The sequence below is a fragment of the Paraburkholderia terricola genome, assembly GCF_003330825.1.
GTDB classification, from domain to species: domain Bacteria; phylum Pseudomonadota; class Gammaproteobacteria; order Burkholderiales; family Burkholderiaceae; genus Paraburkholderia; species Paraburkholderia terricola.
The window spans coordinates 2440674-2467052 of record NZ_CP024942.1 but is presented as its reverse complement, the minus strand read 5'-3'; the positions used below and the strand labels follow the sequence as shown (position 1 = coordinate 2467052).

Annotated in this window: 27 protein-coding genes; 16 read left to right on the top strand and 11 right to left on the bottom strand. The window is 64.2% G+C overall.

The window, feature by feature from the left end; translation table 11 throughout:
* The first annotated feature begins 3 nt into the window (after positions 1-3).
* The 3 genes from CUJ90_RS29685 to CUJ90_RS29675 all read left to right on the top strand — a co-directional run bounded on the left by CUJ90_RS29685 (position 4) and on the right by CUJ90_RS29675 (position 1647).
* The gene (locus CUJ90_RS29685; protein WP_073430002.1) at positions 4-249 is read left to right on the top strand and encodes a 4Fe-4S dicluster domain-containing protein; all 246 of its coding nucleotides are present in this window, start codon (positions 4-6) and stop codon (positions 247-249) included.
* A gap of 103 nt (positions 250-352) precedes the next feature.
* Complete coding sequence (locus CUJ90_RS29680; protein ID WP_114164490.1) at positions 353-1351, top strand: HEAT repeat domain-containing protein; 999 nt, start codon at positions 353-355, stop codon at positions 1349-1351.
* Entirely contained in the window at positions 1351-1647 is a 297-nt protein-coding gene (locus CUJ90_RS29675; protein WP_073430004.1) for a DUF971 domain-containing protein, read from the top strand. The genes CUJ90_RS29680 and CUJ90_RS29675 overlap by 1 nt, the downstream gene beginning before the upstream one ends.
* Before the next feature lie 50 nt (positions 1648-1697).
* Here CUJ90_RS29675 and CUJ90_RS29670 read toward each other — a convergent pair whose 3' ends face one another.
* The 3 genes from CUJ90_RS29670 to CUJ90_RS33515 all read right to left on the bottom strand — a co-directional run bounded on the left by CUJ90_RS29670 (position 1698) and on the right by CUJ90_RS33515 (position 4366).
* Positions 1698-2744 carry a sulfonate ABC transporter substrate-binding protein gene (locus tag CUJ90_RS29670; protein ID WP_073430005.1) on the bottom strand — a complete coding sequence of 349 codons (1047 nt, stop codon included), beginning with the start codon at positions 2742-2744 and terminating at the stop codon, positions 1698-1700.
* A gap of 142 nt (positions 2745-2886) precedes the next feature.
* On the bottom strand, positions 2887-3513 hold the full coding sequence (locus CUJ90_RS29665; protein WP_114164489.1) for a hypothetical protein: 627 nt from the start codon (positions 3511-3513) through the stop codon (positions 2887-2889).
* Positions 3514-4051: 538 nt separating this feature from the next.
* Positions 4052-4366 carry a hypothetical protein gene (locus CUJ90_RS33515; RefSeq protein ID WP_244220074.1) on the bottom strand — a complete coding sequence of 105 codons (315 nt, stop codon included), beginning with the start codon at positions 4364-4366 and terminating at the stop codon, positions 4052-4054.
* Between CUJ90_RS33515 and CUJ90_RS29660 the strand changes: the two genes are divergently transcribed.
* Together CUJ90_RS29660 and CUJ90_RS29655 are read left to right on the top strand one after the other, a co-directional pair.
* Positions 4365-5765, top strand: coding sequence for a glycoside hydrolase family 28 protein (locus CUJ90_RS29660; RefSeq protein WP_244220073.1), 1401 nt, complete (start codon positions 4365-4367; stop codon positions 5763-5765). The genes CUJ90_RS33515 and CUJ90_RS29660 overlap by 2 nt on opposite strands.
* Before the next feature lie 452 nt (positions 5766-6217).
* On the top strand, positions 6218-6466 hold the full coding sequence (locus CUJ90_RS29655) for a hypothetical protein (protein ID WP_073430007.1): 249 nt from the start codon (positions 6218-6220) through the stop codon (positions 6464-6466).
* A gap of 51 nt (positions 6467-6517) precedes the next feature.
* Here the strand turns inward: CUJ90_RS29655 and CUJ90_RS29650 are convergent, their stop codons facing one another.
* Together CUJ90_RS29650 and CUJ90_RS29640 are read right to left on the bottom strand one after the other, a co-directional pair.
* On the bottom strand, positions 6518-8797 hold the full coding sequence (locus CUJ90_RS29650) for an amylo-alpha-1,6-glucosidase (protein ID WP_114164487.1): 2280 nt from the start codon (positions 8795-8797) through the stop codon (positions 6518-6520).
* Positions 8798-9120: 323 nt separating this feature from the next.
* Complete coding sequence (locus tag CUJ90_RS29640) at positions 9121-10317, bottom strand: IS4 family transposase (protein ID WP_114161999.1); 1197 nt, start codon at positions 10315-10317, stop codon at positions 9121-9123.
* Between the two features lie 217 nt (positions 10318-10534).
* On the opposite strand from CUJ90_RS29640, the gene CUJ90_RS29635 reads away from it, so the two are divergent.
* A protein-coding gene (locus CUJ90_RS29635; RefSeq protein ID WP_244220072.1) for an IS3 family transposase occupies positions 10535-11664 on the top strand; the annotation gives its coding sequence in 2 pieces (ribosomal slippage) (positions 10535-10793 and positions 10793-11664; 1131 coding nt in all).
* Positions 11665-11794: 130 nt separating this feature from the next.
* Here the strand turns inward: CUJ90_RS29635 and CUJ90_RS29630 are convergent.
* Positions 11795-12085, bottom strand: a complete 291-nt coding sequence (locus tag CUJ90_RS29630) for a DUF1488 family protein (protein ID WP_073432126.1) — start codon at positions 12083-12085, stop codon at positions 11795-11797.
* Between the two features lie 397 nt (positions 12086-12482).
* Between CUJ90_RS29630 and CUJ90_RS29625 the strand changes: the two genes are divergently transcribed.
* A complete protein-coding gene (locus CUJ90_RS29625) occupies positions 12483-14468 on the top strand; it encodes a sigma-54-dependent Fis family transcriptional regulator (protein WP_114164485.1) in 1986 nt (661 codons plus the stop codon).
* Positions 14469-14612: 144 nt separating this feature from the next.
* Positions 14613-14921, top strand: a complete 309-nt coding sequence (locus CUJ90_RS29620) for a 2Fe-2S iron-sulfur cluster-binding protein (protein ID WP_114164484.1) — start codon at positions 14613-14615, stop codon at positions 14919-14921.
* Between the two features lie 50 nt (positions 14922-14971).
* Here CUJ90_RS29620 and CUJ90_RS29615 read toward each other — a convergent pair whose 3' ends face one another.
* The 3 genes from CUJ90_RS29615 to CUJ90_RS29605 are packed head-to-tail and all read right to left on the bottom strand — an operon-like array spanning position 14972 to position 16082.
* Complete coding sequence (locus tag CUJ90_RS29615; protein ID WP_073432123.1) at positions 14972-15163, bottom strand: YqaE/Pmp3 family membrane protein; 192 nt, start codon at positions 15161-15163, stop codon at positions 14972-14974.
* A 26-nt stretch (positions 15164-15189) separates the two neighbouring features.
* Positions 15190-15384, bottom strand: a complete 195-nt coding sequence (locus CUJ90_RS29610) for a DUF1653 domain-containing protein (RefSeq protein ID WP_073432122.1) — start codon at positions 15382-15384, stop codon at positions 15190-15192.
* 53 nt (positions 15385-15437) lie between these two features.
* Entirely contained in the window at positions 15438-16082 is a 645-nt protein-coding gene (locus CUJ90_RS29605; protein ID WP_073432121.1) for a helix-turn-helix transcriptional regulator, read from the bottom strand.
* Positions 16083-16378: 296 nt separating this feature from the next.
* On the opposite strand from CUJ90_RS29605, the gene CUJ90_RS29600 reads away from it, so the two are divergent.
* The 5 genes from CUJ90_RS29600 to CUJ90_RS29580 all read left to right on the top strand — a co-directional run bounded on the left by CUJ90_RS29600 (position 16379) and on the right by CUJ90_RS29580 (position 20045).
* Positions 16379-16597, top strand: coding sequence for a hypothetical protein (locus CUJ90_RS29600; RefSeq protein WP_073432130.1), 219 nt, complete (start codon positions 16379-16381; stop codon positions 16595-16597).
* Between the two features lie 535 nt (positions 16598-17132).
* A complete protein-coding gene (locus tag CUJ90_RS29595; RefSeq protein ID WP_073432120.1) occupies positions 17133-17414 on the top strand; it encodes a hypothetical protein in 282 nt (93 codons plus the stop codon).
* 138 nt (positions 17415-17552) lie between these two features.
* A complete protein-coding gene (gene infA / locus CUJ90_RS29590) occupies positions 17553-17825 on the top strand; it encodes a translation initiation factor IF-1 (RefSeq protein WP_007177610.1) in 273 nt (90 codons plus the stop codon).
* Positions 17826-18307: 482 nt separating this feature from the next.
* Entirely contained in the window at positions 18308-18883 is a 576-nt protein-coding gene (locus tag CUJ90_RS29585) for an ANTAR domain-containing response regulator (RefSeq protein ID WP_073432119.1), read from the top strand.
* Positions 18884-18893: 10 nt separating this feature from the next.
* On the top strand, positions 18894-20045 hold the full coding sequence (locus CUJ90_RS29580; RefSeq protein WP_114164483.1) for a CmpA/NrtA family ABC transporter substrate-binding protein: 1152 nt from the start codon (positions 18894-18896) through the stop codon (positions 20043-20045).
* 13 nt (positions 20046-20058) lie between these two features.
* Here CUJ90_RS29580 and CUJ90_RS29575 read toward each other — a convergent pair whose 3' ends face one another.
* Together CUJ90_RS29575 and CUJ90_RS29570 are read right to left on the bottom strand one after the other, a co-directional pair.
* A complete protein-coding gene (locus CUJ90_RS29575; protein WP_114164482.1) occupies positions 20059-21513 on the bottom strand; it encodes a sensor histidine kinase N-terminal domain-containing protein in 1455 nt (484 codons plus the stop codon).
* Positions 21510-22181: a response regulator gene (locus CUJ90_RS29570; RefSeq protein WP_073432129.1), complete on the bottom strand. Its 672-nt coding sequence runs from the start codon at positions 22179-22181 to the stop codon at positions 21510-21512. Before CUJ90_RS29570 ends, CUJ90_RS29575 begins: the two co-directional genes overlap by 4 nt.
* A gap of 139 nt (positions 22182-22320) precedes the next feature.
* Here CUJ90_RS29570 and CUJ90_RS29565 point away from each other — a divergent pair, with 139 nt between their 5' ends.
* The 3 genes from CUJ90_RS29565 (at position 22321) to CUJ90_RS29555 (ending at position 26339) form a co-directional block, all read left to right on the top strand.
* A complete protein-coding gene (locus CUJ90_RS29565; protein ID WP_114164481.1) occupies positions 22321-23409 on the top strand; it encodes an ABC transporter substrate-binding protein in 1089 nt (362 codons plus the stop codon).
* A gap of 100 nt (positions 23410-23509) precedes the next feature.
* A complete protein-coding gene (locus tag CUJ90_RS29560; protein WP_073432115.1) occupies positions 23510-25279 on the top strand; it encodes an ABC transporter permease in 1770 nt (589 codons plus the stop codon).
* Positions 25272-26339, top strand: a complete 1068-nt coding sequence (locus CUJ90_RS29555) for an ABC transporter ATP-binding protein (RefSeq protein WP_073432114.1) — start codon at positions 25272-25274, stop codon at positions 26337-26339. The genes CUJ90_RS29560 and CUJ90_RS29555 overlap by 8 nt, the downstream gene beginning before the upstream one ends.
* Positions 26340-26379 lie beyond the last annotated feature (40 nt).

The window sequence follows — 26379 nt, the reverse complement described above, 5'->3', positions numbered from 1 at the left end:
ACCATGTCCACCACACCGCACGACATTTTTCAGCGCAGCGCCGCGCCCGTCACGATCGATGAAGACAAATGCATCGCCGACAAAGGCTGCACCGTTTGCGTCGACGTCTGCCCGCTCGATCTGCTTGCGATCGATCTGAGCAAGGGCAAGGCGTACATGAAGTTCGACGAATGCTGGTACTGCATGCCATGCGAGAAAGATTGCCCGACCGGGGCGGTCAGGGTCGATATTCCGTATCTGCTGCGCTAGCCGCGAAGGAACGCATGCAACGCACGCCACGCATGCAACGCACGATCGACTCGCGCATTGAACGCACCTGCTGCATCGGCTCACTTCAGACCTCTTTCAGCTCATGACCGATATTTCGCTTCCGCTTACGTTCGACCCCGATTCGCTCGATCCCGAAGCCGCCGAACTACTGCCGCGCCTCGCGTCCGCGGACGCCGCGGTGCGCCGCATCGCCCTGCTGGCGCTCGCCGACCTCGAGGACGAAGCGGTGCTCGGGCCGATCGTCGCCGCGTTGCGCCACGACGCGTCGCCGCAAGTGCGCGCGCAGGCCGCCCAGGTGCTCGGCGCGTGGGAACGCGCCGACGTGGTTCAGGCGCTCTGCGAAACGTTGACCGATCGTGCCGACGACGTGCGCGCGGCCGCCGCGCAGAGTCTGTCGAATCTGAAGGACCCGCGCTCGGGGCCGCTGCTCGCGCCGTGGGCCGGCCATCGCGATCCGTTCGTGCGCCAGGCGGCGCTGCGCGGTTTGCGCGAACTGCGCCATGCGGGTGCGCTCGCCCCCGCGCTGGCCGCGCTGACGGCGAGCGAAGACGGTGTGCGGCTGGAAGCAGTGAGCGTGCTCGGCTGGTTGAAGAGCGAGCGCGCGCTCGGCCCCCTTACCGTCATTGCGACGGACGATCCGAACGCCGCCGTGCGTCGCGCGGCGATCGGCGCGTTGGGTGTCGAAGCGGCGGACACGGAGCAAACCATCGTCACGCTGCTTCGCGCACTGCGCGACTCCGCCTGGCAGGTCCGCGAGGAAGCCGCGGCCACGCTCGGCAAACTGCGCGCGGCGGAGGCACGCGACCCGCTGATCACGGCTCTCGATGACGACTACTGGCAAGTGCGTTTGCAGGCGGTCCGGGCGCTAGGCAAGCTCCGCGATGCGACGACCGGCGCCGTGATCGCCGTGCTGCTCACGCATGCCATCAGCAATCTGCGCAAGGAAGCCGCCTTGTCGCTCGGCGAACTCCGCGACCGCGCGTCGCTGCCGCTCTTGCAGGCCGCCGCGACCGATCCCGATCCGGAAGTGCGCAAAGCCGTGCGCATCGCGCTGGCGCAGATCGACAAGGACACTGACTGATGCATGCGCCCGAACGCGTCACCCTTCATGCCGCGACAGCGCGACTTTCGCTGACGTGGCATGAAGGACAGACTCAATGGATCGACAACGCGACGCTCAGGGAGCGGTGCCCCTGCTCGACCTGTCGCCGCATGGCACAATCGGGCGCGGCGCCGCGAAGCGGGCCGCATATCGCGATTGTCGAGATTCAGCCGATGGGCTACGGCGTGCGGATCGTGTTCAGCGATGGGCACGCGCAAGGCATTTATCCGTGGGAATATCTGGCCGGCATCGCGCACACGCCTGTTGGGCCATGATCGTTACGTCGGCCAGGCGGACCCCGCTGTTGCGCGAGGTCCGGTGACATCTAGGCGGCACGCCATTTCGCATCCGCCACCACCAGCTTCTTCGGGATCAGCTTCAAACTGGTGAACGTGTCGGCGATCTGTTGCTGGTAGTCGAGCGTCGCCGCATCGACCGGCTGCACGCCGTAGCTCGTGCGCTGCAGCGCCACCTCGAGCGTGGCCGCGTCGAGACCGACGAGCGGCGCTAACTGGCTGGCGACGGCTGGAATATTGTCGCGGCTCCATCGATCCACCTGATCGAGTTCGGCGAGGAGTTCGCGCAGCAACTGCGGCTGCGTGTCGGCGAACTTGCGCGCGGCGACGTAGTACTGCGTATTGCGCACGAGACCTTCGCCATTGGCGATCACCCGCGCGTTCGCCTGCCGCTCGACAGCGGCCAGGTACGGGTCCCAGATCACCCATGCGTCGACACTGTTTTGCACGAAGGCCGCGCGCGCGTCGGCCGGTGTCAGAAACGCGGGCTGAATGTCGCTGTATGAAAGCCCCGCATTCTGCAAGGCCTTGACCAGCAGAAAGTGCACGTTCGATCCGCGGTTCAGCGCGACTTTCTTGCCGCGCAAATCCTTCACCGAGCGAATCGGCGAATCATGCGGCACGACGATCGCCTCGCCCTTGGGCGCCGGCGGCTCGTGGCCGATATACGCGAATTCGACCCCGCCGGCCTGAGCAAAAATCGGCGGTGTCTCTCCGACCGAGCCGACATCCACCGCGCCCGCATTCAAGCCTTCGAGAAGCTGAGGCCCCGCGGGAAATTCGAGCCATTGCACGGACACGCCCTGGGCGGCCAGCCGCTTCTCCAACGTGCCACGCGCTTTCAACACCACGAAGTTGCCGTATTTCTGAAAGCCGATCCGCAAGGTTTTACCCTTGGACGGCGTCTGAGCCAGAGCCCGTTGCACGGACCAGGGCGCCCCAGCGGCCAGGGCTGCCGCGCTTGCGGCAGCGGCTTTCAGCAGCGTGCGCCGGCGTGGATCGAGCGAGTCGAAGGCTGCCGGTGTGTCCGAAGCGTCCGTTGAAATAGAAGAGCCCGATGTATCGCGAGAATCCATAAGCTTGCCAGATGAGAGGTTGAGTGAGCCGCTTGCCAAATGATTCGACGTTAGCGGGCCGCGCGGCGCACGGCAACCAAGCAAAGTTCATAAGGTTATGAGCGGCTTCCCGAATTCACGCAAACGATTCGCAACGGTCCGATCAATCTTCTACCGCGCCACAGAGATTGCCGCGGCGGCGATGCCCGACCGCGCGATTGATCGCGATGACGGCGTCATTCCGGTCCGCTGGGCGGATCAGATGAACGACATTGCTTCTGAGGTAACTGGCGAGCGAGTGCCGCTCTCTCTTCGGCAAAGCGGCAATGAGCGGCAGAACCTGCCGCAACGGTTCGATCGTATTGAGCATGTTCCACTGCTGTCCGGTATGGTAGGTTTCCGCCAACGCGTCTCTCGCCAACCCGGATACCAATTGAGTGAAGCGCTCGTCGCGAGGGAGTGCCTGGACCTGATTGCACAGCTCCCCGAACCGGCTGCGCGAAGCAACGATCCCCTCGTCGCCGTCGCCGCCGAATTGCAGCACATACCTGGACACGGCAGTTTCGAGAAGCTGGGCACGACGATCGGGAGGGAGTTCGCCGATGCGGCGAAGCGCTGGCGAGGTCCCGCTTAATCCTTGGGCAGCCGGGTTGGAAAACGCCTCGATCTCGCTGACGACGGCTGCGGCAATCGATTCGATGCGCCCCAGCGCTTCGGGCAACCAGACTGTCGCCGAGCGGCTGGTCATTGCGAGCCGGCCAAGGCTCGTGGCATCCACATAGGCACTCAACGCGGTGCCTACCCCATGAGGAAGCTCACGCTCGATTGCCTCGGGTGGACTCGGGGGACGGGACGATAGGCCTGTTGGCCGCGCCCCCAGCGAGCGACTTCGCCGCTGCTCCGGACTAGCTGTCGCGGCATGGGTCGTCGTGCCCGGCGTTTCATCTCCAGCGCTGCTGGAGCGGTTCGTGGATATGCAAATCCCCATGGGTATCCCCCGGCAATCATTCGGTGCCATTTGAAACGATCATCTTGAGCAATCCCATAAGGCCGCGGAGGTCAATGACCGCAATATGTTGTACACAGGCGAAAGCTCGTCATTTACGTGGCTGCTTTTTTTGCCGATTAGGCCCGCTCTCGAATGGTCCCGCCACGCGTTGCATCAACATTCCCTCACAAGACAATAAGGAAATCCTGAGCGAAAGCAGATGGCTTTTTTGAAATATTGGCACGGTAAGATCGCGTACTCGATGGATATACGGCGCGCCGCTTGCGCAAAGCTTTTCGCACGATAAACGATGCGCCGTGCGCTCCGGTCAATATGGAACTCACGACGTTCTAGCGCCGCGAGCCGATATCGCGTCATGAGCCAATCGCCGTTGATTAGCTGAATCCATAAAAAGGAAAAGATAATTGAAAAAACGCGAATCGCCATTCAGGGAATCGTATTGCATGACGTCCGTATCACGCGTCACGATTTGCGCGTTGGTGCTGTCGGCTGCGCTATCCGCTGAATCCGCTTCAGCGGCGAGTACGTGGACGGACACGTCGGCGCCCGTTACGACGCAATGGGGAACAGTCAACGAGCCGTCATTGCCCGCGGCCGTTTGCAAACCGATCGCCGCATCGCTGACACCCGTCATGGGCTCGATCGATTTCGCGGATGCGAACGCGTCATTCTCCCAACCGGATACGGCGCGCATCCAGGCCGCGATCGACGCATGCCCGTCCGGCCAGGCCGTCAAACTCACGAAGGGCGCCTCGGGCGAATCGGCCTTTCTCAGCGGTCCGCTTACGCTCAAGTCGGGCGTGTCGTTGTGGATCGACGGCGGGGTGACGCTCTTCGCGTCGCGCAATCCCGCTGACTTCGACAATGGCGTGGGAACGTGCGGCACCGCGACGGCGTCGAACATCAAATCGTGCAATCCGCTCATTCTCGCGAAGAGCACGGCGGGCAGTTCGATCGTGGGCGACGGCACCATCGACGGCCGCGGCGGCAGCCTGCTCACCCGTGGTCCGAATGCGGGCGCGCGTACCTGGTGGGACGTCGCGTACCAGAACAAGACGGCGGGGCTCTACCAGCAGAACCCGCGGCTCGTGCAGATAACCGGCGGCTCCGCATTTACGCTCTATCGCGTTACGTTGCAGAATTCGCCGAACTTTCACGTGGTCACCGATGGCGTCGCCGGCGTGACGGCATGGAACATCAAGATCCTTACTCCGAGTCTCGCATATAGCGTGAGCGGTTACGCCTGTCCGGCCGGCACCACGCCGGACGCGATCACGCCCGCCACCTGTTTCACGCCGGAGACCGCGAAGAACACCGATGGTTTCGACCCCGGCCAGTCGAGCAATGTGCTGCTCGCCTACTCGTACATCAGCACGGGGGACGACCATGTGGCGATCAAGGCGAGCAAATCGCCCGGCAGCAACAATCTGACATTCGCGCACAACCACTTCTACTATGGACACGGCATGTCGATCGGAAGCGAGACGAATGCCGGCGTGAGCCATGTTTCCGTCACCGACATGACGATCGACGGCAACGATAGTCCCAGTGGAAACGGCTTGCGTATCAAGTCGGATTCATCGCGTGGCGGCAAGGTGAGCAACGTCGCCTACAGCCAGGTGTGCATGCGCAACGTTGCCCGGCCGCTGGTATTCGATCCGTTCTACAGTTCGTCGACGGGCACGCTGTATCCCAACTTCACCGGCATCACGATCAGCGGCTTGCACTATCTGGGCAGCACGCAATACGGTGGAGGCCGTATCACGTTCCAGGGCTACGAGCAAAACGGTCAAAAGAATCCGCTCGTCATTGCATTGAACAATGTCGTGTTCGACGGCACGCAGCCGCTTTTCGACAAGGACATCGCGACGCACTATACGCTCGGTCCGGGTCCCGTGAGCTTTTCGAATGAGATCGTGACGTCGACCTCGAATGACGTGACGGTGTCGGGTTCGCCGGGCAATGCGACGCCCGTCGATTGCAGCAGCGCGTTCGTTCCGCTCAACTACGTGCTGCCGGCTTCGCCTATCTGAGCAGCGGCTTCGATGAGGATCGAGCCGCGCGCGGTTCGACCTGGCGGATGCCCTTCCCGTTACCCCGGCCGCTGGCCAAATCCGCCAGCCGGCCGGCTATTGAACCCGGGCTGGCGTAAAAAGCCGCTTGCGTGCTCGCTGGCGGACCGCCACGCGAAGATTCACTACCGCTTGCGCAGCGCGCGCCCTATAACGTAGATGCAGGGCGATTATTACGTGTCGGCGGTCCACAAAATTCGTCGACACTGCCAGTTCGCACGCCACTCTCCGTCCGGCAACTCCGCTCGGCGCACTGCACTTCTCTTTTCCGACAACCTGAACCTGGGTCTCGGGCATCAGCCCCGCAGACCCGAAGGACGCGCGCGTCCGACGATCCCAGGTAGACGACGATTTCGGCGCTCGCGAATGTCCATGCGCATGGATCGAAAACCCGATGTTTTCCAGGAGCCAACATGAAAACACGATTGATGATTGCTTCCGCAGCAGGCTTGTTTGTCCTCGCCGGCTTCGCGCATTCGCAAGGGATGCCCGATACGCCGCAGCCTGCCGCGCAGCAAAACGCCACGACCCAGGATGCCGCCCCCGGCGCGGCGACCCAGGCATACGGCGGCATGCCCGATACGAAAATGCAAGCCGGCGCCAAACGTGCAAGACCCTGTGGCACGGGCCCGCAATGCGACCTCTTTTTCGGCGGGAGCTAGACACACACTGACGGCGTCCGGCACGACGACGGAAAACACCGGACGCCCGCGCTATAGCAGCGCGACCACTCGCACATCGCCCTGCTCGGCCGAGGCGACCACCTTCTCGCCGATGCGCCGGAACGTGATCGACACCGACGCATCGCCCACTCGCAAGTCGCCGAGTTCGAGCCAGTCGATACCTTCGGGAAGCATGGGCTGCTCGATCAGCACTTCGCGGCGCTCCGCGTCGATGGTGATGCCAAGGCATGCTTCGAGCATCATGAACGGCGAACCCGCAGCCCATGCCTGCGGCAAACAGGCGACCGGATAAGCGGTGGGCGGCTCGCCACGGCGCCGCGGGAAACCGCAGAAGAGTTCCGGCAAGCGCATGTCGAAGTTGACCGCGGCCTCGAACAACGCCTGCAGCAACCGCACCGCCGACGCCTTGCCGCCGTAGCGCGACAGGCCGCGCGCGCAGATCGCGTTGTCGTGCGGCCAGACCGAGCCGTTGTGATACGCCATCGGGTTGAAACGCGACTGGCTGGCGGCCAGCGTGCGCACGCCCCAGCCGGTGTGGAACAGCGCGGAGTCGAGCGCGCGCACCACCGACTCGCCGCGCTCGCGCGTCGGCAGACCGAAGGCGAGCAGGTGCCCCGCGTTCGAGCCCATCACGCGGCACAGTTCGCCGTGGCCGTCGAGCGCGATGCCGTAAAAACCCGATTCCTCCATCCAGTACTTTTGCTCGACGCACTCGCGGATGCGCGTGGCGCGCGCCTTATAGTGCTTTGCCGGTTCATGCAGGCCGCGCAGCTTCGCGAAGTGCGCCATCGTGTCGAACGCGGCGCTCGCATACGCCTGCACTTCGACGAGCGCAATGGGGCCGTCGGGAAAACGGCCGTCGGCGTGAAACACCGAATCGTGGCTGTCCTTCCAGCCCTGATTCGCGAGCCCGCCGGCCGACTCGCGCTGGTAGTCCAGCAAGCCATGGCGGTTCTTGTCGCACACGCCCGCGACCCAATGCGCCGCGCGCTCCAGCGCCGGCCACAACTCGTCGACCAGCGCGAGGTCGCCGGTGCGCGCCGCGTAGGCGCCGGCCAGCACGATAAAGAGCGGCGTGCTGTCGACGCCGCCGTAGTAGAGCGCGAACGGCACCTCGCCGGTGGCGGCCATTTCGCCCTTGCGCATCTCGTGCATGATCTTGCCCGGCGCGGCGTCGCGAAACGGCGAATTCTCACGCGCCTGATGCTCGGCGAGAAAGCGCAGCACGCCGGCCGCCAGCTGCGGTTGAAGCCACAGTGTCTGCAGCGACGTGATGACCGCGTCGCGGCCGAACGGCGTCGAGAACCACGGGATGCCGGCGTACGGATACGGGCCGGTGGCTAGGTCGGTGGTCAGGAGGCCGAGGTCGGCGAACGAGCGGTCGATCCATGCGTTGAAGAGCGGATTGCTCGAACGCACGCGCGCGGTGACGCGGCGCCGTTCGCGCATGACGAGGTGGGCGTCGACCAGCGCCGCGCGCACCGCGGCGCGGCCCACGCGTGGACGCTCCGCGTCGATTTGCGACAGATGGGCCTCGCTCAACGGATGCAAGGGTTGGGAGACATCGGCGCTCGGCCTGTCCGACTTCGCGACGACCTGCACGGCAACCGACAGATAAATCGACACGCACGCCTGCGCCGGCAGTTTCACCGTGTAGTCGGCGCGATCGGCAAAGAGCTTGTCCGGCTCCGGCGAGAAGGCGATCTGGACGTTGCGCGCCACGTCGTCGAGGCCGAGATAGCCGAGCAGCACCTCGCGGTTCTCGACCCGCGCCGGCTGGATGCGGCCCTGCTTGTCGCGCGTCAGGCCGCGCACTTCGAACATGTCGCGGAAGTCGCTGGCGAAGGAGATGGACAGCGGCACCACGGCATCGCTCGTGCCGTAGTTGGTGAGTTCGATGGCTTCGTTGAGCACGGTGCCCGAGAGCACGCGTATGCGCTCGACGTGGATCACGCCTTCCGGCGTGCTGTCGCCGCCGAGCGGCGGCAACGGACGGTTGGTCAGGTGCGCGGTGAACGAGGTGTTGTCGCTGCTGACGCTGCCCGACAGCAGCGACGGCGCACGGCCGCCGAAGGTGAGGCGGAGTTGCGAGAGGACGCGGGTGTCGTTGACGAACAGGCCGTCGTCGCGGCCGGTGATATCGCCGAGGGGATCGTTGACGATGAAAGTGTCGCCCGACTTCAGCACGTGCTGGGTGGCCGCGGCGACGTTGAGGTTTTCCGTCGGGATGAATGCGCCGTCGGGCTCGGGTTCGCGGTGGTCGATTCCGCCCGAGTGGGATAGGCCGCCGAGGGCTTCTGGCTGCTGCATCAGGGTCGCTCCTATGGGTTCGCTTGCGCGGTTCGCTTTCACTTTTTACTGCCGGTGATGAGGCGTGGTGCGGTCGCTTCCGATTGTAGAGGGTCCGTTCGCGTCAGACGACGTTATCAGGGCGGAGTTTCGGGTTTTTTGTGGCACGGGATGTGCGGTTTTGGTTTTTTTTGCCTGGCGGCGCGGTTTTTTTTGTGGTGTTAGGGGGTTGGGTTTTTGTTGCTGGGCTTTGGGCTTTGGGCTTTGGCCTTTCCTTGATTTGTTAGTGGTCTATTAGTGTTGCCCCTGTGCGGGGCAATGCTCTCAACTTAAGCCCCGCTGCATCAAGCGAGTTTGTACGCGAGATGGAAGTGGGGCTTGGCTTTTCTGGGTGGTCTTGGATAGGAGCGTGAGGGCTGTATCCGGCATCGGGTCTGGTGGATCATTTCCAGCACACCGGCGAGGCCGTCCAGACAGCGCTGGATGCGCAGAAGACACGCGCCGAGGATGGGCTTGAGTGCGCCCAGTGCATACACCCGGTTAGGACGGCTGGCATGTCTGTCGTCGTGCGGCGCATCGAGATCGCTGAGCAGTGTGCACAGGTTGTCGGCGAGGATTTTTGCGCCGAAGTCCTGCTGTAACGCCAGGTAATCGAGGCCTGTGACGGCTTCCAGCCGCAGCCGGTGCTTGAGTCGTTTGAATGCTTCCTCGACCCGCCAGCGCTGGTGATAGAGCGCGCCGAACGATGCCGCCGGATAACGCCCGCCATCGAGCAGCGAGGTCATCAGCACACGCACGCGACCGCCCGGCGTGACGTCGCGGATCAGGCGCACAGTCGTGGGCGTACGCGCCAGTTCATAGGCGCGGGCATCCGGTTCGCTGGGCGCTTCCAGTGTCACCACATGCTCGGCTTTACCGCTGCGGGTAAAGGCGCTGACGCATTTCCAGTTACGCGCATCGACGCGCATGCAGAACGGGATTTCGCGCTGTGCGAGCGCCGCCACCATCGCGTTGCCGATATAGCCGCGATCGAGCAGCAGCAGGTCGGTATGCGGTTGCAGTACATCGAGGGCTTCGAACAGCATCTGCCGCTCGCCGCCGTCGGCGGGATGAAGTGCAGCGTGCAGGGTCAGTTCGGAACCCGGCAGGAACAGCGCAAACGCGTAGTGATCGGCGCGCAGTTCATGGCCGCGACGCGTGCCCACACGCAGGCGGCTACCGTCAGCGGCGACCAGCCTCAGGCCGTGCCAGCGCATCGAATCGATATGGGGTTGGGCCAGCGAGATCAGGCGGGCGCGGGCCAGCTCGAACAGTTCGGCAGACACTCCCCGTCGCGCCTTGCTGAAGGCCTGTGCGCTGACAGCGCGGGTGCGCCCGCCGCTGCTTCCCAGTGCGCCGAATAGCGCGTCAAGTTCGGCCTGCACACTGGCGCACATGCCGGACATCATCAGCGCGGCCATGCGCGGCAAGGTCAGTGTGCGATTGCGGGTAAAGGCAGTGGGAGAACGACGCACGCGATCGGCGAGCGCCGGATCGAGCAGGAAATCGGAGAACTCAGCCAGAAGCCGCGAGGACGCTGGTATTTGAGTTCATATCGTTGATTTATCAGTGAGTTATGCGATGAAGTTTACAGGGGCAATGCCTCGTTTACAAGCTCTTTGAGGCTTAAGTTGAGAGCATTGCTGTGCGGGGCGGCACTGTAGTGGTCCAATGACTCTGGACACCTCTAAAGGGGATAATCTCCAACCGAGGTGAGAAATGAGCAGACGGAACATAACCGACGAATTCAGGGCCGAAGCGGTGCAGCTGGTTGTCGCGCAGGGCTATTCATTTGCCAGGGCCTGCGAGGCGCTGGGCATTGGCGATACCGCGTTGCGGCGGTGGGTGGCGCAATGGCGGGCCGAGCAGGCTGAGCCTCCGCGCACCGAGGTGCAGCTCAAGGCCGACCAGCGACGTATCCGGGAGCTGGAGGCACGCGTGACCGAGCTCGAAAGGGAGCGCGAGATACTAAAAAAGTCCACGGCCTTCTTCGTCAAGGAACTGGATCGCTCCTCGAGGTGATCCGTTCGCTGAAGAAGGCCTGGCCAGTCAGCGTGATGTGCCGGTTGCTGAAGGTGCCGCGAAGCAGCTACTACACCTTTGCCGCGCGGCGGCCCGCCAGGGCTGCGGCTTCGCCGGCCCTGCTCAGGGCCGTGCGTGAAATTCACAACGAAAGCCGCGGCAGCTATGGCAGCCGCAGGATGGCTCAGGCGTTACAGCACCAGGGCCATGCGATCGGACGCTACCGCGCGCGGTCGTTGATGCGTGAGGCGCAACTGGCCGTGACGCGACGACGAACGCACCGTTACCGCAGGGCTGACGGTGAAGCGCTGGTGGCGCCCAACCTGCTTGAGCGCCGCTTCCAGCCGCCGGCGATCAATCAGGTGTGGGCGGGCGACATTACGTACGTGAGAACGCTTCAGGGCTGGTCCTATCTGGCGATCGTGATGGACCTGTATTCGCGCCGTATCGTCGGCTGGGCGTTCGCGCTGTTGCCGGATACGGTTCTGGTTATCCGGGCCTTGCAAAAGGCGCGCGAGCATCGACGCCCGCCGCCCGGCCTGATGTTCCACTCCGCCCAGTACACCAGCGCGCATTTCGTGAACGAACTGAAGGCAAACGGCATCATTCAGAGTATGAGCAGAAAGGGAAACTGCTGGGATAACGCGCCGGTTGAACGGTTCTTCAGAAGCCTGAAGAACGAGTGGATCGATGAGAAAGGGTACCCGGATCACGCGCAGGCCGAGCGCGACATCGGGGCCTACATCGACAACTTTTATAACTACAGGCGCATCCATTCGGCGGCAGGCGGTCTGCCACCGGCACGGTGCGAAGCTTCGCTTTTTTAAAAATTCGCCTTTGGGGTGTCCAGGTTTGCTTGACCACTACAGTGCCGCCCCGCACAGGGGCAACGCTAATAGACCACTAACAAATCAGGCAAAGGCCAAAGGCAGCAAAGGCACAGGCACGCAGCCAATTCTAATTCCGCCAATTAGCCTCATAAAACCTCACATACCCACTCCGCAACACAAGACACTGCGCCCGAGTCTCCGACAACAACCGCCGCGTAGCGGCCTCGATCCTGGCCCGATGCGTATCGAACGCCCCAACCATATCCTCCAGCCGCGGCGACGCCGCACCGAAATGATCTTCCAGCGCCTCCGCCGTGATCATGCATTCCACCCTCTCTCCATCGACCATCGCCGGGAAGGCCAACGTGAGTTCGCGACCTGAATATTCAGGAGTTTCATTCGGGAAAAGGATCTGCATGGGGTTCACCTGGAAGGTTGATGCTGCGCATGAAGTCGCCGGGTAACGCGCACGCGGGTTGCGTCTGTCGCGCCGGCAGCTCCATCCTCCTTGTCCAATGCTGGTGGCGCGGGCTCGTCACTTCACTGCGACGGCGCCGTCGTTCGCGCTCCGCGGAAGTGATTTGATTCACTTTAGACGAGTTCGGCCGCTCCGCAAGTTTTCCTTTCGTTTGCTTGATCTCAATGCAAGGCGCGGCCCGTCGGACGTCATCGCGAGCGCCGCGACTCCGTTCTTTCCCTGCCATGCGCTTCCCGCCCGGTCCTGTAATATCGGTGTTCGGCCGCGCGCCTATGTTGCGCTGCGGCATGCAACGGCGGGCAATGTACCCGCCGCATCCGAACACCGGAGACATGCCTTGACCCTTCGTCCTGCCACGCCGCCCGCCATCGGTCGGCCAGATGTCATCGCGCAAGCTCATGCCCGTTCGCTTCAGATCGGCCTGCGCGCGTCGGAAACGCCGGACTTTCATCCGCTGCGCCGGCCCGCGCTGCGCGAACTGGTCGATCGCAATCAGTCGCTCTATACGCATGCGCTGCCCGTCATGGAAACGCTGCATGCGCAGATCGTCGACACCCAAAGCATGGTGCTGCTCACCGACAATCGCGGGCTGATCCTGCACAGTCTCGGCGACAGCGACTTCGTCGAAAAAGCCAATCGCGTCGCGTTGTGCCCGGGCGTTTCATGGGCGGAAGCGGATCGCGGGACGAACGCGATCGGCACCGCGCTGGTCGACGGGCAGCCGACCGTCGTGCACGCCGACGAACACTTTCTGCACGCGAACCGGATTCTCACCTGCTCGTGCGCGCCCATCGCGGACCCGTTCGGGCGCACCATCGGCGCACTCGACGTGAGCGGCGACACGCGCGGCTTTCATAAGCACACGCTCGCGCTCGTCAGAATGTCGGCGCAGATGATCGAAAATCATCTTTTCTCCAATCAGTTCGCCGACGCGATTCGCGTGCGTTTTCATGCGCGCGCGGAATTCATCGGCACGCTGTTTGAAGGACTCGCGGCGTTCGCGCCGGACGGCACCTTTCTGTCCGCGAATCGCAGCGCTTTGTTCCAGTTCGGGCAACCGCTCGCCGATCTGCAACGGCAATCGTTCGAGGCGCTGTTCGGCGTCGCCTTCCCCAAGCTGTTGCAGCAGCTCACTCGCGCGCCAGGCGAAAGCATCGTGCTGACGCTGCCGAGCGGCGTGCGCGTGCTCGCGCGCGGCGAGTATTCGGCGCCGCGTCATGTCGCGTCGGCTGATGGGGTGGCTCCTGCATTGGCGTCCGCCGGGGCGCGCCGCGCGGCACGGCTGGGTGAGCCGGCGCCGCTCGCCACGCTCGAAACGCTCGATACCAGCGACGCGCAGATGTCAGCGGTTCTGCGGCGCGTCGCGAAACTGCGCGGACGCGACATTCCGATTCTCGTCCTCGGCAAAACCGGCACCGGCAAGGAGTGGCTCGCGCGCGCGATCCACCACGACTCGCCGCGGCGCAACGCGCCCTTCGTCGCGCTGAATTGCGCGTCGTTGCCGGAGACGTTGATCGAAGCGGAATTGTTCGGCTATGAAGACGGCGCGTTTACCGGCGCGAAGAAGCGCGGCAGCGTCGGCAAGATCGTGCAGGCGGATGGCGGCACGCTGTTTCTCGACGAAATCGGCGACATGCCGCTCGCCCAGCAAGTGCGCTTGATGCGCGTGCTCCAGGAGCGCAGCGTCGTGCCGCTCGGCGGGACGGGGGCGGTTCCCGTGGATCTGCGCATTGTCTGCGCGACCCACCGCAATCTGCGCGAGATGATCGAGGCGGGCACCTTCCGCGAGGACCTCTATTACCGGATCAACGGACTCGTCGTGACCTTGCCGCCGCTGCGCGAGCGCACCGATCTCGCGGCGCTCGTCACGCGCATGCTGGCCTTGCAGCCCGACGGCGAGCGCCTGCCGCGCCGCGTCTCCGACGCCGTGCTGGAGCGATTCACGCAATGCCGCTGGCCGGGCAATCTGCGGCAACTGGCGAACGTGCTGCGCACCGCGAGCATCATGGCCGAAGGCGCGGAGCAGATCGAACTGGAGGATTTGCCGGACGACTTCCTGCAGGATTGTGTCGAGGCTCCGGCTAACGAACCTGCGCGATTGCCTGCGGCGTCAGCGTCAGCGTCAGCGAACGATGATGGCGCAAGCGTGGCCATTGAGCCGCCCGCTCAGGCATCGCCCGCCCGGATGGAGGAGTGGCAAGCCACGTTGATCGCGCAAACGCTCGCGCGACTCGACGGAAACGTCTCGGCGGCGGCCCGCGAGTTGGGGTTGGCGCGCAATACGGTGTACCGGTATTTGCGGCGCGGCGGCACGACGCATTGAAGCGGCGGACGGCTGAGGCGTACAGGTGCCGTGTGCATGCTTGCGCGTTCGCATGACATGAAGCGCTGCGACGCTCCAGACGCCGGAACGTCCGCGCATTCCACGCGCCGTGTAAAGTGACGCACTCCGTCACCGATTCACACGATGTCCGACTCCACTCGCCCGCCTCTCGTTCGCGTCGAGCCGCTCGGCACGAGTTTCGAAGCGCCCGATTCGCTCACGATTCTCGAAGCCGCCGGCTTTGCCAATCTGCGTCTGCCGCGTTCGTGCCGTAACGGCACGTGCCGCACGTGTCTATGCAAGATGACAACCGGACGCGTGCGTTACACGATCGAGTGGCCGGGTTTGAGCCGGGAAGAAAAAACGGAAGGCTATATTCTGCCGTGCGTGGCGATCGCGGAAACCGACGTGGTGATCGAAACGCCGGAGGCGGTCGAATTGCCGCCCCGGTAAATCCGCTCGCCGCAAGTCAGCGAACGCCATCAGCCCACCTATTGCGCGCTTTAACGCCCGCCCATCGCCCGGGCGATTTTCTTATCGGTGTTGTACTGGCTCAGCGCATAGACCGACCAGATCGCGGCCGGAATCCAGCCGATCAGCGTGATCTGCAAGATCAGGCAAATGATGCCGGCAAACGGACGCCCGATCGTGAAGAACTGGAACCACGGCAAAATGATGGCAAGCAATAAACGCATGCGGATTTCCTGTTTGTAATGACCCGTTAGTTGATCGGTGCGAAGCGCGGCACCTTCACGCCGTCCTGTTCGACCAACTCGAAAAACACCGAAGCCGGACGCGTCCAGATCGTACCATTGCTGGCTTTATAGACGATCATCGTGACGCTCGGATCGGACTCCAGCGTCGCCTCGCAAACCAGTTCGTAAATGCCGCCTTTGTAGTGCCGGTAGCGCACCATACGCATCTCCTTGAATTGATAACCACTGCGCGCTGGCGCCGCGGTTAAAACGTTCAACCGCCCTCTTTCATCTGCTTCAGAATCTTGTAGACGGTGGCGCGTCCCATCGTCAGCACGGCGGCCACGTAGTTCGCGGAACTGCGGCCGCGAAACGCGCCTTGCGCATGCAGCGCCTCGACGATTTCCCGCTTGTGTTCGCGCGTGAGCGCGTTGATGCCGATTTGCCGCTCGCGCAGCCACGTGTGCAGATACGTGTTGATGCGGTCCTGCCAGTCGTCGCGGAACAGATCTTCCGCCGGCGCGTCCGTCAGATTGCCGCCCTTAATGAACAGATCGAGCGTGGAGCGCACGTCCTCGAACACCGCGATATTGAAGTTGATGCACAGCATGCCGGCCGGCTTGCCGTCGTCGTCGAACAGGATGTTGCTCACGCAGCGCATGCGCCGGCCGTCCCAGTTGAGCTTCTCGTAGGGACCGATGGTCCGCCCGCGCGCCGCATAGTGGACCTCGTCGAGCACGGACGGCCCGCCCACTTCGAGCTTCGACAGATTGTTGACGAGATAGGCGATGGTCTGATCGCGCAGGTCGTGAATCACCACTTCGGCGCAGGGATAAAAGAGCGCCGCGATGCCGTCGGCGATGGGTGCGTAGCGGTCCAGCAGCAGGTCTTTCACAGGCGGCACGGTTGTCTTGCGCATTGGAAAATCGCAGTGTTCTGGAGATGCCGCGCCGCCTTTCCGCCAGCGAGGCGACGGCGAAGCGCGACGATTGAGCCGGCGACCCGGCCACGCGCGGAGCTTGTCCCAAGGCGACCTGCTTCGCGCGACGACTCGCCATTGTAGCGACCCCGCTTAAGGTGCGGCGACCGCGGCATCGGTCACGTCCTCAAAACCAGCAAGCCGCGCGGACCCGCCTGCTCATTACGATTTTTGTCCGCTTGGCGAGCGATTTTTTTTCGTGCGATAAAAGAACCCTCTATTTCACGGAGCAACAGATGGCCACGCTCGAAGCGTTTCGCGCCGTGCTCGACGACGAAGGCACGCCTGAGATCATCCGCAATCACATCATCGATTCGCTGCAATACGCGTTGCGCAATCACGGGCAAATCTTCACGTCGAAGGAAGTCGAATGGCTGGCCGTGTGGGACGACGCGCGCATTCCGCTCGCGGCCTCACGTGAGTTGCAAAAGCGCGTCGCCGAAACTTCCCGCTGAGCCATCGGGCCCCCGCGGGTTCTCGCCGCCACGGCGAGAACCCGCACCCGGCGCACCGCTCATGCGCCCCGCCATTCAGCGCGCCGCCCTCTCGCACTCAAAGCCCCGCCACATGGGCGGCTTGCCGGTGCGCGGAACATTTCGCTATCCAATCAGGCCCATTTAGTGCATCATATTGGAATAGCTGTATCCGCATTCGCAGCACTGGCAGCACCAGGCAGTCTCAAACCGGCATCTCCGCACTACCCCCGACTGTTCGACCGCCGCCCGTCGGCGATCCCGTCACTCCGGCAATGCGCCGCATGCATTCGCCGCCGCGAGTTGTGCAGCTGAGTCGTTCAGCTTTACGCGTCCGGTGTCCGCGCGACATCAGCGTGTTTCTTCTCCATCGAATCCGCGCTCAAGCCCTTGCCATCGGGCCTGCTGCGCCAATCTTTTTCCATGGCGGCGCGCCCCTAGGCGCTGCGCCGCCGGCCTGTCGTGCCGCGCGTAACACGCGTGACACGCCGGCCACGTAATACAGGACACATGCTTCATGAATTCAGTTGTCAAGACGTACAAGGGTTACGAAATTCATCCGCTCGTCTATCCGCGCCGCCCGGCGGACGGTCAAACGAGCCGCAATGCCGACGCAGGCTACGACGCGTCGGTGCGCATCTGCCGCGTGGGCGCCAATCCGGCTGCCGACGGGCGCGTGTTCCGTCTGCAATACCTGTTTCCGTTCGACGGCACGGGCAAGGCGCGCATCGCGTGCATGGCGCATGCTGAACAATTGATCGACGGTCGCGTGGACGGCCAGTCCGTCGCCGATCTTTGAGCGGTTTACTATCAGCGCATGGGCTGATGCCGCACAAACAGCGGGCCCAGGAGGGTCTACTGTCAACCGTATCCGATGTTGCGCCGCGCGGCCTCGCTGGCGGTCAACACCCCTTATCCCATCGACCAGGAGTTATGCATGGCGAAAGAAGAACTGCTTGAACTTGACGGTATCGTCGACGAAGTACTTCCGGACAGCCGTTACCGCGTCACGCTCGACAACGGCGTCGTGGTTGGCGCTTACGCGTCCGGACGCATGCGCAAGAACCACATCCGTATTCTCGCGGGCGACCGCGTCACGCTGGAACTGTCGGTCTACGACCTGACCAAAGGCCGGATCAATTTCCGCCACAAAGACGAGCGCGCCACCGGTGGCGGCGGCGCCCGCAATTCGCAGTTCCGTCGCCGTTAAGGCCGACGGCACGCTGAGCGCGTCCCGCGCGTTCCTTGCGTGACCCCATGCAGCTCGTTGCAGCTGTGCTGTTCGCGAAGCCTTTCGCGCGCCTTCTCCGGCTTGACTCGTTGACTCGAGCCTGAGCGGCGCGCTGCGGCGGCGCCGCGTTTCGTCCAGATGTGGTGCTCGATGGTGCATCGGCTTCGCGCCGCTGGCCGACTAGCGCTCCACACTCTCTCTCGCTTCCCCTACTGTCCGAACACCGCTCCGAGCTTCTTCCCGGCGGCGCTTTCGCGCGCCTGCTCGAACCTGCCGAGCCGATCGGCAAGCGGCCACACGATGCGCCGCTTCGGTGCATCGCTCGCGCATGCCCCGCTTCGGTGCGGCGGCGTCTGCCGGCATCGTGGATAAGTCCGTGATTGCGTTGCTTTCGATGCGTCATGGCTCCGATGGCACGCTTCTCGCTTAATTGATGTTCAGCCGTCGACGATTCCTACCCCATGCTGCGCGTTCTCCTCGTAACCGATACCGACAAGCCCATCGGCGATCTCCGTGACGCCCTCGCCCGCCTCGGCTACGAGATGCTGGCCGGCACCGCCACGCCGCAAGCGCTGCATCGCGTGGTCCAGAGCGAACGGCCCGACGTGATCATCATCGACACGGAATCGCCCTCGCGCGACACGCTCGAGCAACTCGCGGTGATGAACGCCACCGCGCCGCGCCCGGTGCTCATGTTCAGCCACGACGACAACCAGCAGTTGATCCGCGACGCGGTCGGCGCGGGCGTGACCGCGTATCTCGTCGAGGGTCTCGCCACGGAACGGCTTGCACCGATCCTCGAAGTCGCGCTCGCGCGTTTCGCGCAGGAATCGCAGTTGCGCGAACGCCTCGCGCAAGCCGAGAGCGAACTCGCCGAACGCAAGCTGATCGATCGCGCCAAACGCCTGCTGATGGATCAGCAGAAAATCACCGAACACGCCGCCTACGCCAGTCTGCGCAAGCGCGCCATGAACCAGGGCGTCAAACTCGCCGAGGTCGCGCGCGCCATCGTGGCGGCGGCCGACCCGCCCAAATGAAGCGCCGCCCATGAACGCTCCCACTTCCCTCGCCTCGCCGCTCGCCTCGGGGCCGCTCGAAAAAACCCATCTGCGGCTCGGCTTCGTCGCGCTCTCCGACGCCGCGCCGCTCGTCGCCGCGAAGCTGCTCGAATTCGGCCACGCGCACGGCCTGACGCTGGAGCTATCCCGTCAGCCGTCGTGGGCGGCCGTGCGCGACAAGCTGCTGTCGGGCGATCTCGATGCGGCGCACGCGCTCTACGGGCTCGTCTACGGCGTGCAACTCGGCCTGGGCGGTCCGCAAACGGACATGGCCGTGCTGATGGTGCTCAACCGCAACGGCCAGGGCATCACGCTGTCGAACCGTCTCGCCGACGCGCTCGCCGAGCAGCGCACGCTGCCCAAGGCGCTCGCGACGCTCGGCCGCAAGCCCGTGTTCGCGCAGACCTTCCCCACCGGCACGCATGCGATGTGGCTGTACTACTGGCTCGCGTCGCAAGGCGTGGATCCGTTGCGCGACATCGAAAGCGTGGTGATTCCGCCGCCGCAGATGGTCGCCGCGCTCGCCGACGACAAGCTCGACGGCCTGTGCGTGGGCGAGCCGTGGAACGCGATGGCCGAAGCCGAAGGCGTCGGCAGGACGATCGCGTATACGAGCGAGGTGTGGCCCGATCATCCCGAGAAAGTGCTGGCCTGCCGGCGCGATTTCGTCAGCGCGAATCCCAACACCGCGCGCGCGCTCGTGCAGACGATGCTCGAAGCCTGCCGCTGGCTCGACGGCGCGGGACATCGCGAGGAAATCGCGCGCTGGCTCGCGCGGCCCGAGTACATCGGCATCGATGAAGCCCTGATTGCCGCGCGCCTCGGCGACGAGATCGCCGCCTCCACGCCGCGCGGCCTGCCCGTGCGTTTCTTCGACGACGGCGCCGTGAACTATCCGCATGCGTTCGAGGGCGCGTGGTTCGTCACGCAGTTCGAGCGCTGGGGCATGATCGACGCGCGCGCGGATTACGCGCAGATCGCGGCGCGGGTCAATCAGACGCAGTTGTATCGCGAGGCGGCCGCAGGCGTGGGCGTGGCGGTGCCCGCCGGTCACACCGCGCAGGTATTCATCGACGGCAAGGTGTGGGGCGACAGCACGCCCTCCGCGGGATACGCGCAAAGCTTCACGATCCGCCGGTAAGGCGCGGGAAACGTCACGCCGGCTCTAATGCCGGAAACAGCACGCTCACCACCAGCCCGCCACCGGGCGCATCGCTCAACGCGATCAGCGCGCCGTGAACGCGCGCGATTTCCCGCACGATCGATAAGCCCAGCCCGCTGCCCTCGACCGTCTGCGTCGCCTCGCTGCGATAGAAGCGTTCAAAGACCGCATCGCGTTCACCAACCGGAATGCCGGGGCCGTTGTCGATCACTTGCAGCAGCGGCTGCCCGTTCTCGCTCGCGACGCGCACGGTGATCACCGCGCCGTCGCCCGAATAACGGATCGCGTTGTCGATCAGATTGCCGACCAGTTCCGCGAGCAGATCGGTCTGACCCATGACCTCGATGCGCTCGTCCTGTTCGAAGCCGAGATCGATGCCGCGCGAGCGCGCCACCGGCGACCAGTCAAGCGTCACGCTGCGCGCCACCTTATGCAGCGGCACCGCGGCATGCTTGACCGTATAGCCGCTGTCCGCGTCGAGCCGCGAGAGCGACAGCAACTGCTGCACGATGCGCACCGCCTGCTGCACCGCGCGATTCAGGCGCCGTAAATGGACGCCTTGCCGGCGATTGCCGCTCGGGTTGTCCTCGCCGCAAGAAGCGGAACCCACACCGACGCCAGCACCCACGCCGTCGCTGTCGCGCAGCGCCAGTTCCGCTTCCGCCTGAATCACCGCCAGCGGCGTTTTCAACTGATGCGCGGCGTCGTTGAAAAAGCGCCGGCGCGACAACTGCATCAACTGCGTGCGGCCAATGTACTGATTGATCGAATCGACGAGCGGCGCCACTTCGCTCGGCAGGCCCACGGTATCGAGCGGCGTGGGGTCGTCCTCGGCGCGCGCGGCGACTTTCGCCGACAAGCGGTTCAACGGCCGCAAGCCACGCGCGACCCCCAGCCACACGATGCCGAGCGCGAGCACCACCAGCAGAAATTCCTGTTGCAGCGAGCCGGTGAGAATCTCGCGCGCCAACGCCTGGCGCTGCTCGATCGTTTCGCCGACCCTCACGAGCACCACGCGCGTCTGCGCGCTCGGCACGTCGTGCACGGGCAGCCTCAGCATCGCGATGCGCAGCGGCCGGCCGCGAAACACGCCGTCATAGAACCGCACGCTGTAGGGCTCGGCCGGCGCTTTTTTCGCGTCCGGCAGATCGGGATAGCCCGTCACCACGGCGCCGCCCTCTTCACGAATCTGATAGTAGATATTGCCGCCTCCGTTCGACTCGAACATCTCGAGAGCAAGGTACGGCAGATCGACTTCGATCCTGCCGTCGCGCAAGCGGATGCCGTCGCGTATCGAGCGCAACGAAAATTCCAGCGTGCGATCGAAGGCCGCGTGCGCCGCGTTCATCGCGCGCTGATACGTGAGCCATGCGTCGAACGCGAGCAATAACAGCAGCGGCAACAGCAGCCATAGCGCCACCCGCACGCGCAGATTCGGCCGCGTCATGGGCTTCTGGCTTCCAGCAGATAGCCGAGCCCGCGCAGCGTCACGATGCCGACCGAACTGTGTTCGAGTTTCTTGCGCAAGCGGTGCACGTAAATCTCGATGGCATCCGCATTCACCGATTCGTCGAGCCCGAAAATTTTCTCCGACAACGTCTCCTTGTTGATCGCGCGACCGTTGCGCAGGATCAGCACTTCGAGCACCGAACGCTCGCGCGGCGTCAACGCGAGCGGTTCGCCGTCGAGCGTGAAGCCGCGATCCACGCTGTCGTAAAGCAGCGTGCCGCATTGCGCATGCAAGGGCTCCTGCCCATGACTTCTGCGCAACAATGCACGCGCGCGCGCTTCCAGTTCGGTGAGCGCGAAAGGCTTGGCGAGATAGTCGTCGGCGCCCAGATCGAGACCGCGCACGCGCTCTTCCACCGAACCGTGCGCGGTGAGGATCAGCACCGGCACCGCGTTGCGGCGCGCGCGCAGACGGCGCAGCACTTCGAGCCCGTCGAGCTTCGGCAAGCCGATATCGAGAATCACCAACGCGTAGTCTTGCGTGCGCAGAACGTGGTCGGCGGACTCGCCGTCATGCATGCAATCGACGGTGAGTTTCGCGCTCGTCAGCGCGTCGGTAAGCGAGCGGGAAAGGATCGGATTGTCTTCGACGAGCAGCACACGCATGAGCAAAATCCCAGGGAAATCCATGAGGCGAATTCGACCATTGTCACTCATTTCTTTCAAAAACTGAAAGCGTTCAGAAAGCGCGCGTCTCTTACCATTCGCTCACACAAAACAAACACAGTGTTTTCTGGAGGAAGACGTGAAAATCTCTTTGAAGTGCCTCGCAGTTGCTGTTGCCTTTGCCGCAAACTCAGTGTGGGCGGCGTTTCCCGCGGGTTATCCCGGTGACTATCAGAGCACCGTCGACGCGGCGAAGAAGGAAGGAAAGCTGATCGTCTATTCGGTCACGGACACCGCGCTCGTGCGTCCGCTCATCAAGGACTTCGAAAGCCTGTACGGCATCAAGGTCGAATACAACGACATGAACAGCACGGAGCTGTACAACCGCTTCATCAGCGAAAACGCGGCCAGCAGCACGAGCGCCGACGTGTTGTGGAGCTCCGCGATGGACCTGCAGGTCAAGCTCGTCAACGACGGCCTGATGGCGACCTACGACTCTCCCGAGGCGAAGCAGTTGCCGCAGTGGGCGCAGTACCAGAAGCAGGCCTACGGCACCACGTATGAGCCGCTCGCGATCGTCTACAACAAGCGGCTGCTCGCGGCCGGCGACGTGCCGCAAACGCGCGCCGACCTCATCAAGCTGCTGCAAAACAAGCCCAACCAGTTCAAGGGCAAGGTCACGACCTACGACATCGAGAAGTCCGGCGTCGGCTTCAACTATCTGACGCAAGACGCGCGCGTCAATCCGCAAGTCACGTGGGATCTGGTGAAGGCGATGGGCGCCACCGGCCCGAAGCTGCAATCGAGCACCGGCGCGATGATGGAGCGTATTTCGTCGGGTGAAAACCTGATCGGCTACAACATTCTCGGCTCCTACGCGCTCACCAAGGCGAAGAAAGACCCGTCGATCGGCTACGTCTACCCGAAAGACTACACGCTGGTGGTGAGCCGCCTCGTGACGATCTCGAAGAAGGCGAAAAGCCCGAACGCCGCCAGGCTGTGGGTCGATTATCTGCTGTCGCAACGCGGCCAGACCTTGCTCGCGAATCAGGCGAGCCTGTTCTCGATCCGCTCCGACGTGGAAGGCGAAACGTCGATGGCTGGTCTGACGAAACAGCTCGGCGATTCGCTCAAGCCGATCCCGATCGGCGCGGGCCTGCTGGTCTATCTCGACCAGTCCAAACGGCTTGAATTCCTCAAGCAATGGCAACAGTCGATCAAGCGCTAAACCTCGCTTGACCTGACGGCGTCCACGCGAAAAGCGCGGGCGCCGGGCCTTCTCTCACTACCTGTCGATATGCGGCTTCATTCGCCGCAGGGGGACACTCATGCTTTCCACTAGCGCACCCGCACGCCGCGATAGCGCGCCGCTCGCAGCCGACGGCGGCCCGATCGGCGCCTTGCCGCGAGGCGGCTTGCAGCCGTTCGCGGGACTGCTGCGCTGGCTCGTCGTCGCGGTGCTCACCATCGCGGTGGCGCTGCCGCTCGGCTTCATCCTGTTTCAGAGCGTGCTCAACGCGCCGTTCTTCGACGCCAACCGCACGCTCGGCCTCGCCGGCTTCCAGTTCATTTTCAGCGACCCGGATTTCTGGTCCGCGTTGAAGAACTCCTTCATCATCGCGGGCGGGATGCTGTTCATCTCGATCCCGCTCGGCGGCATTCTCGCGTTCCTGATGGTGCGCACCGACCTGCCCGGCCGCCGCTGGCTCGAACCGATGCTGCTCACGCCCGTATTCGTCTCGCCGATGGTGCTCGCGTTCGGCTACGTGGTCGCGGCCGGCCCGGTCGGCTTCTACTCGGTCTGGTGGAAGGCGCTGTTCGGCACCGCCGAAGCGCCCTGGACCGTGTACTCCGTTCTCGCGATCACGATCATCGTCGGCCTCACGCATGTGCCGCACGTGTACCTGTATTCGTCGGCGGCGCTGCGCAATCTCGGCTCGGACGTCGAGGAAGCGGCGCGCGTCGCCGGCGCGCGGCCGTTTCGCGTCGCGCTCGACGTGAGCCTGCCGATGACGCTGCCCGCGCTGCTGTTCGCCGGCGTGCTGGTGTTCTTCCTTGGCTTCGAGGTGTTCGGCCTGCCCCTCGTGCTCGGCGACCCCGAAGGGCACCTCGTGCTGGCCACGTATCTGTACAAGCTCACCAACAAGCTCGGCGTGCCGTCCTATCACCTGATGGCCGCGGTCGCGGTATGCATCGTCGCGATCACGTTTCCGCTGGTGCTGTTGCAACGCCGGCTGCTCAAGAGCGCGAACCGCTTCGTCACGGTCAAGGGCAAGGCCGGGCGTCAGACCGTGCTGCCGCTCGGCGCATGGCGCTGGGTGGCGCTCGCGATCGTCGCGCTGTGGCTGATGCTCACCGTCTTCGTGCCGCTCTCCGGCATCACGTTGCGCGCGTTCGTCACCAACTGGGGCGAAGGCGTGAAGCTCGCCGAAGTGCTGACGCTCGCCAACTTCACCGACCTGTTCGAGCAGGACAACCTGGTGCGCGCGATCCTGAACACGCTCGGCATCGGCGTGTTCGGCGGCGCGCTCGCGGTGGGCTTCTATTCGCTGGTGGCGTTCGCGGGCCATCGCCGCAACGACTGGGCCACGCGCCTGCTCGATTACCTCGTGCTGTTGCCGCGCGCGGTGCCGGGCCTGCTCGCCGGTCTCGCGTTCCTGTGGATCTTCCTGTTCGTGCCGGGCTTGAAGGAACTGAAGAGCTCCATGTGGAGCATCTGGATCGCCTACACGGTGGTGTGGCTCGCCTATGGCATGCGCCTGATTCAAAGCGCGCTGCTGCAAGTCGGCCCGGAACTCGAGGAAGCGGGACGCAGCGTCGGCGGCACCCGCGCCCGCGTGAGTCTCGACGTGACGCTGCCGCTCGTGCGCTTCGGTTTGCTCGCGGCGTGGCTCCTGATCTTCATGATCTTCGAGCGCGAATACTCGACGGCCGTCTATCTGCTCTCGCCGGGAACGGAAGTGATCGGCGCGCTGCTGGTGTCGCTGTGGGCGACCGGCGCGGTCGATCAGGTCGCGGCGCTTTCTGTCATCAACATCGCGATGGTCGGCGTCGGACTCGGCGTCGCTCTGCGCTTCGGAGTGAAATTGCATGGATAAGCTCTCGGTCGACAACCTCTTTCTCAGCTATGGCGACAACCCGATCCTGAAGGGCGTGTCGTTCCAACTGAACCCCGGCGAAGTGGTGTGCCTGCTGGGCGCATCGGGCAGCGGCAAGACCACGCTGCTGCGCGCGGTCGCCGGGCTCGAACAACCGTCGTCGGGCCGCATCGAGCTGGACGGCAAGGCTTTCTTCGACGGCGCGGCGAAGGTCGATCTGCCGGTCGAGCAGCGCTCGCTCGGTCTCGTGTTCCAGTCGTATGCGCTGTGGCCGCATCGCACGGTGGCGGACAACGTCGGCTACGGATTGAAGCTGCGGCGCGTATCGGGCGCCGAGCAGAAAAAGCGCGTGCAGGGCGCGCTCGATCAGCTCGGCCTCGGCCACCTCGCCGCGCGCTATCCGTATCAGCTTTCGGGCGGACAGCAGCAGCGCGTCGCGATCGCCCGCGCGCTGGTCTACAACCCGCCGGTGATTCTGCTCGACGAGCCGCTGTCGAATCTCGACGCCAAGCTGCGCGAGGAAGCGCGCGCCTGGTTGCGCGAACTGATCGTATCGCTGGGTTTGTCCGCGTTGTGCGTCACGCACGACCAGACCGAGGCGATGGCGATGTCCGACCGCATCCTGCTATTGCGCAACGGCCGCATCGAACAGGAAGGCACGCCCGCCGAACTGTACGGCTCGCCCCGCTCGCTTTACACGGCGGAGTTCATGGGCAGCAACAACCGCATCGACGCGCGCGTCGCCTCGGTGGACGGCGAGCGCGTGACCCTCGCCGGCGACGGCTGGCAATTGCAGGCCCAAGCCCGCGAAGCGCTCACCGCCGGGCAGAACGCCCAGGCCGTGATTCGCCTCGAACGCGTGCAGGTCGCCGACGGTCCGGGCGCGAACCGGCTCGAAGCCGAACTCATCACTTCGATGTATCTCGGCGACCGCTGGGAATACCTGTTCCATTGCGGCGCCCTGCGCCTGCGCGCGTTCGGCCCGGTGCCGCGCGCCGCCGGCCGTCACTGGATCGAATTCCCCGCCAACGACTGCTGGGCCTTCGCGCAAGCCAGTTGAAACGCGGGCGGCAGCGCCCCAACCGAAGCAAACAAAATCA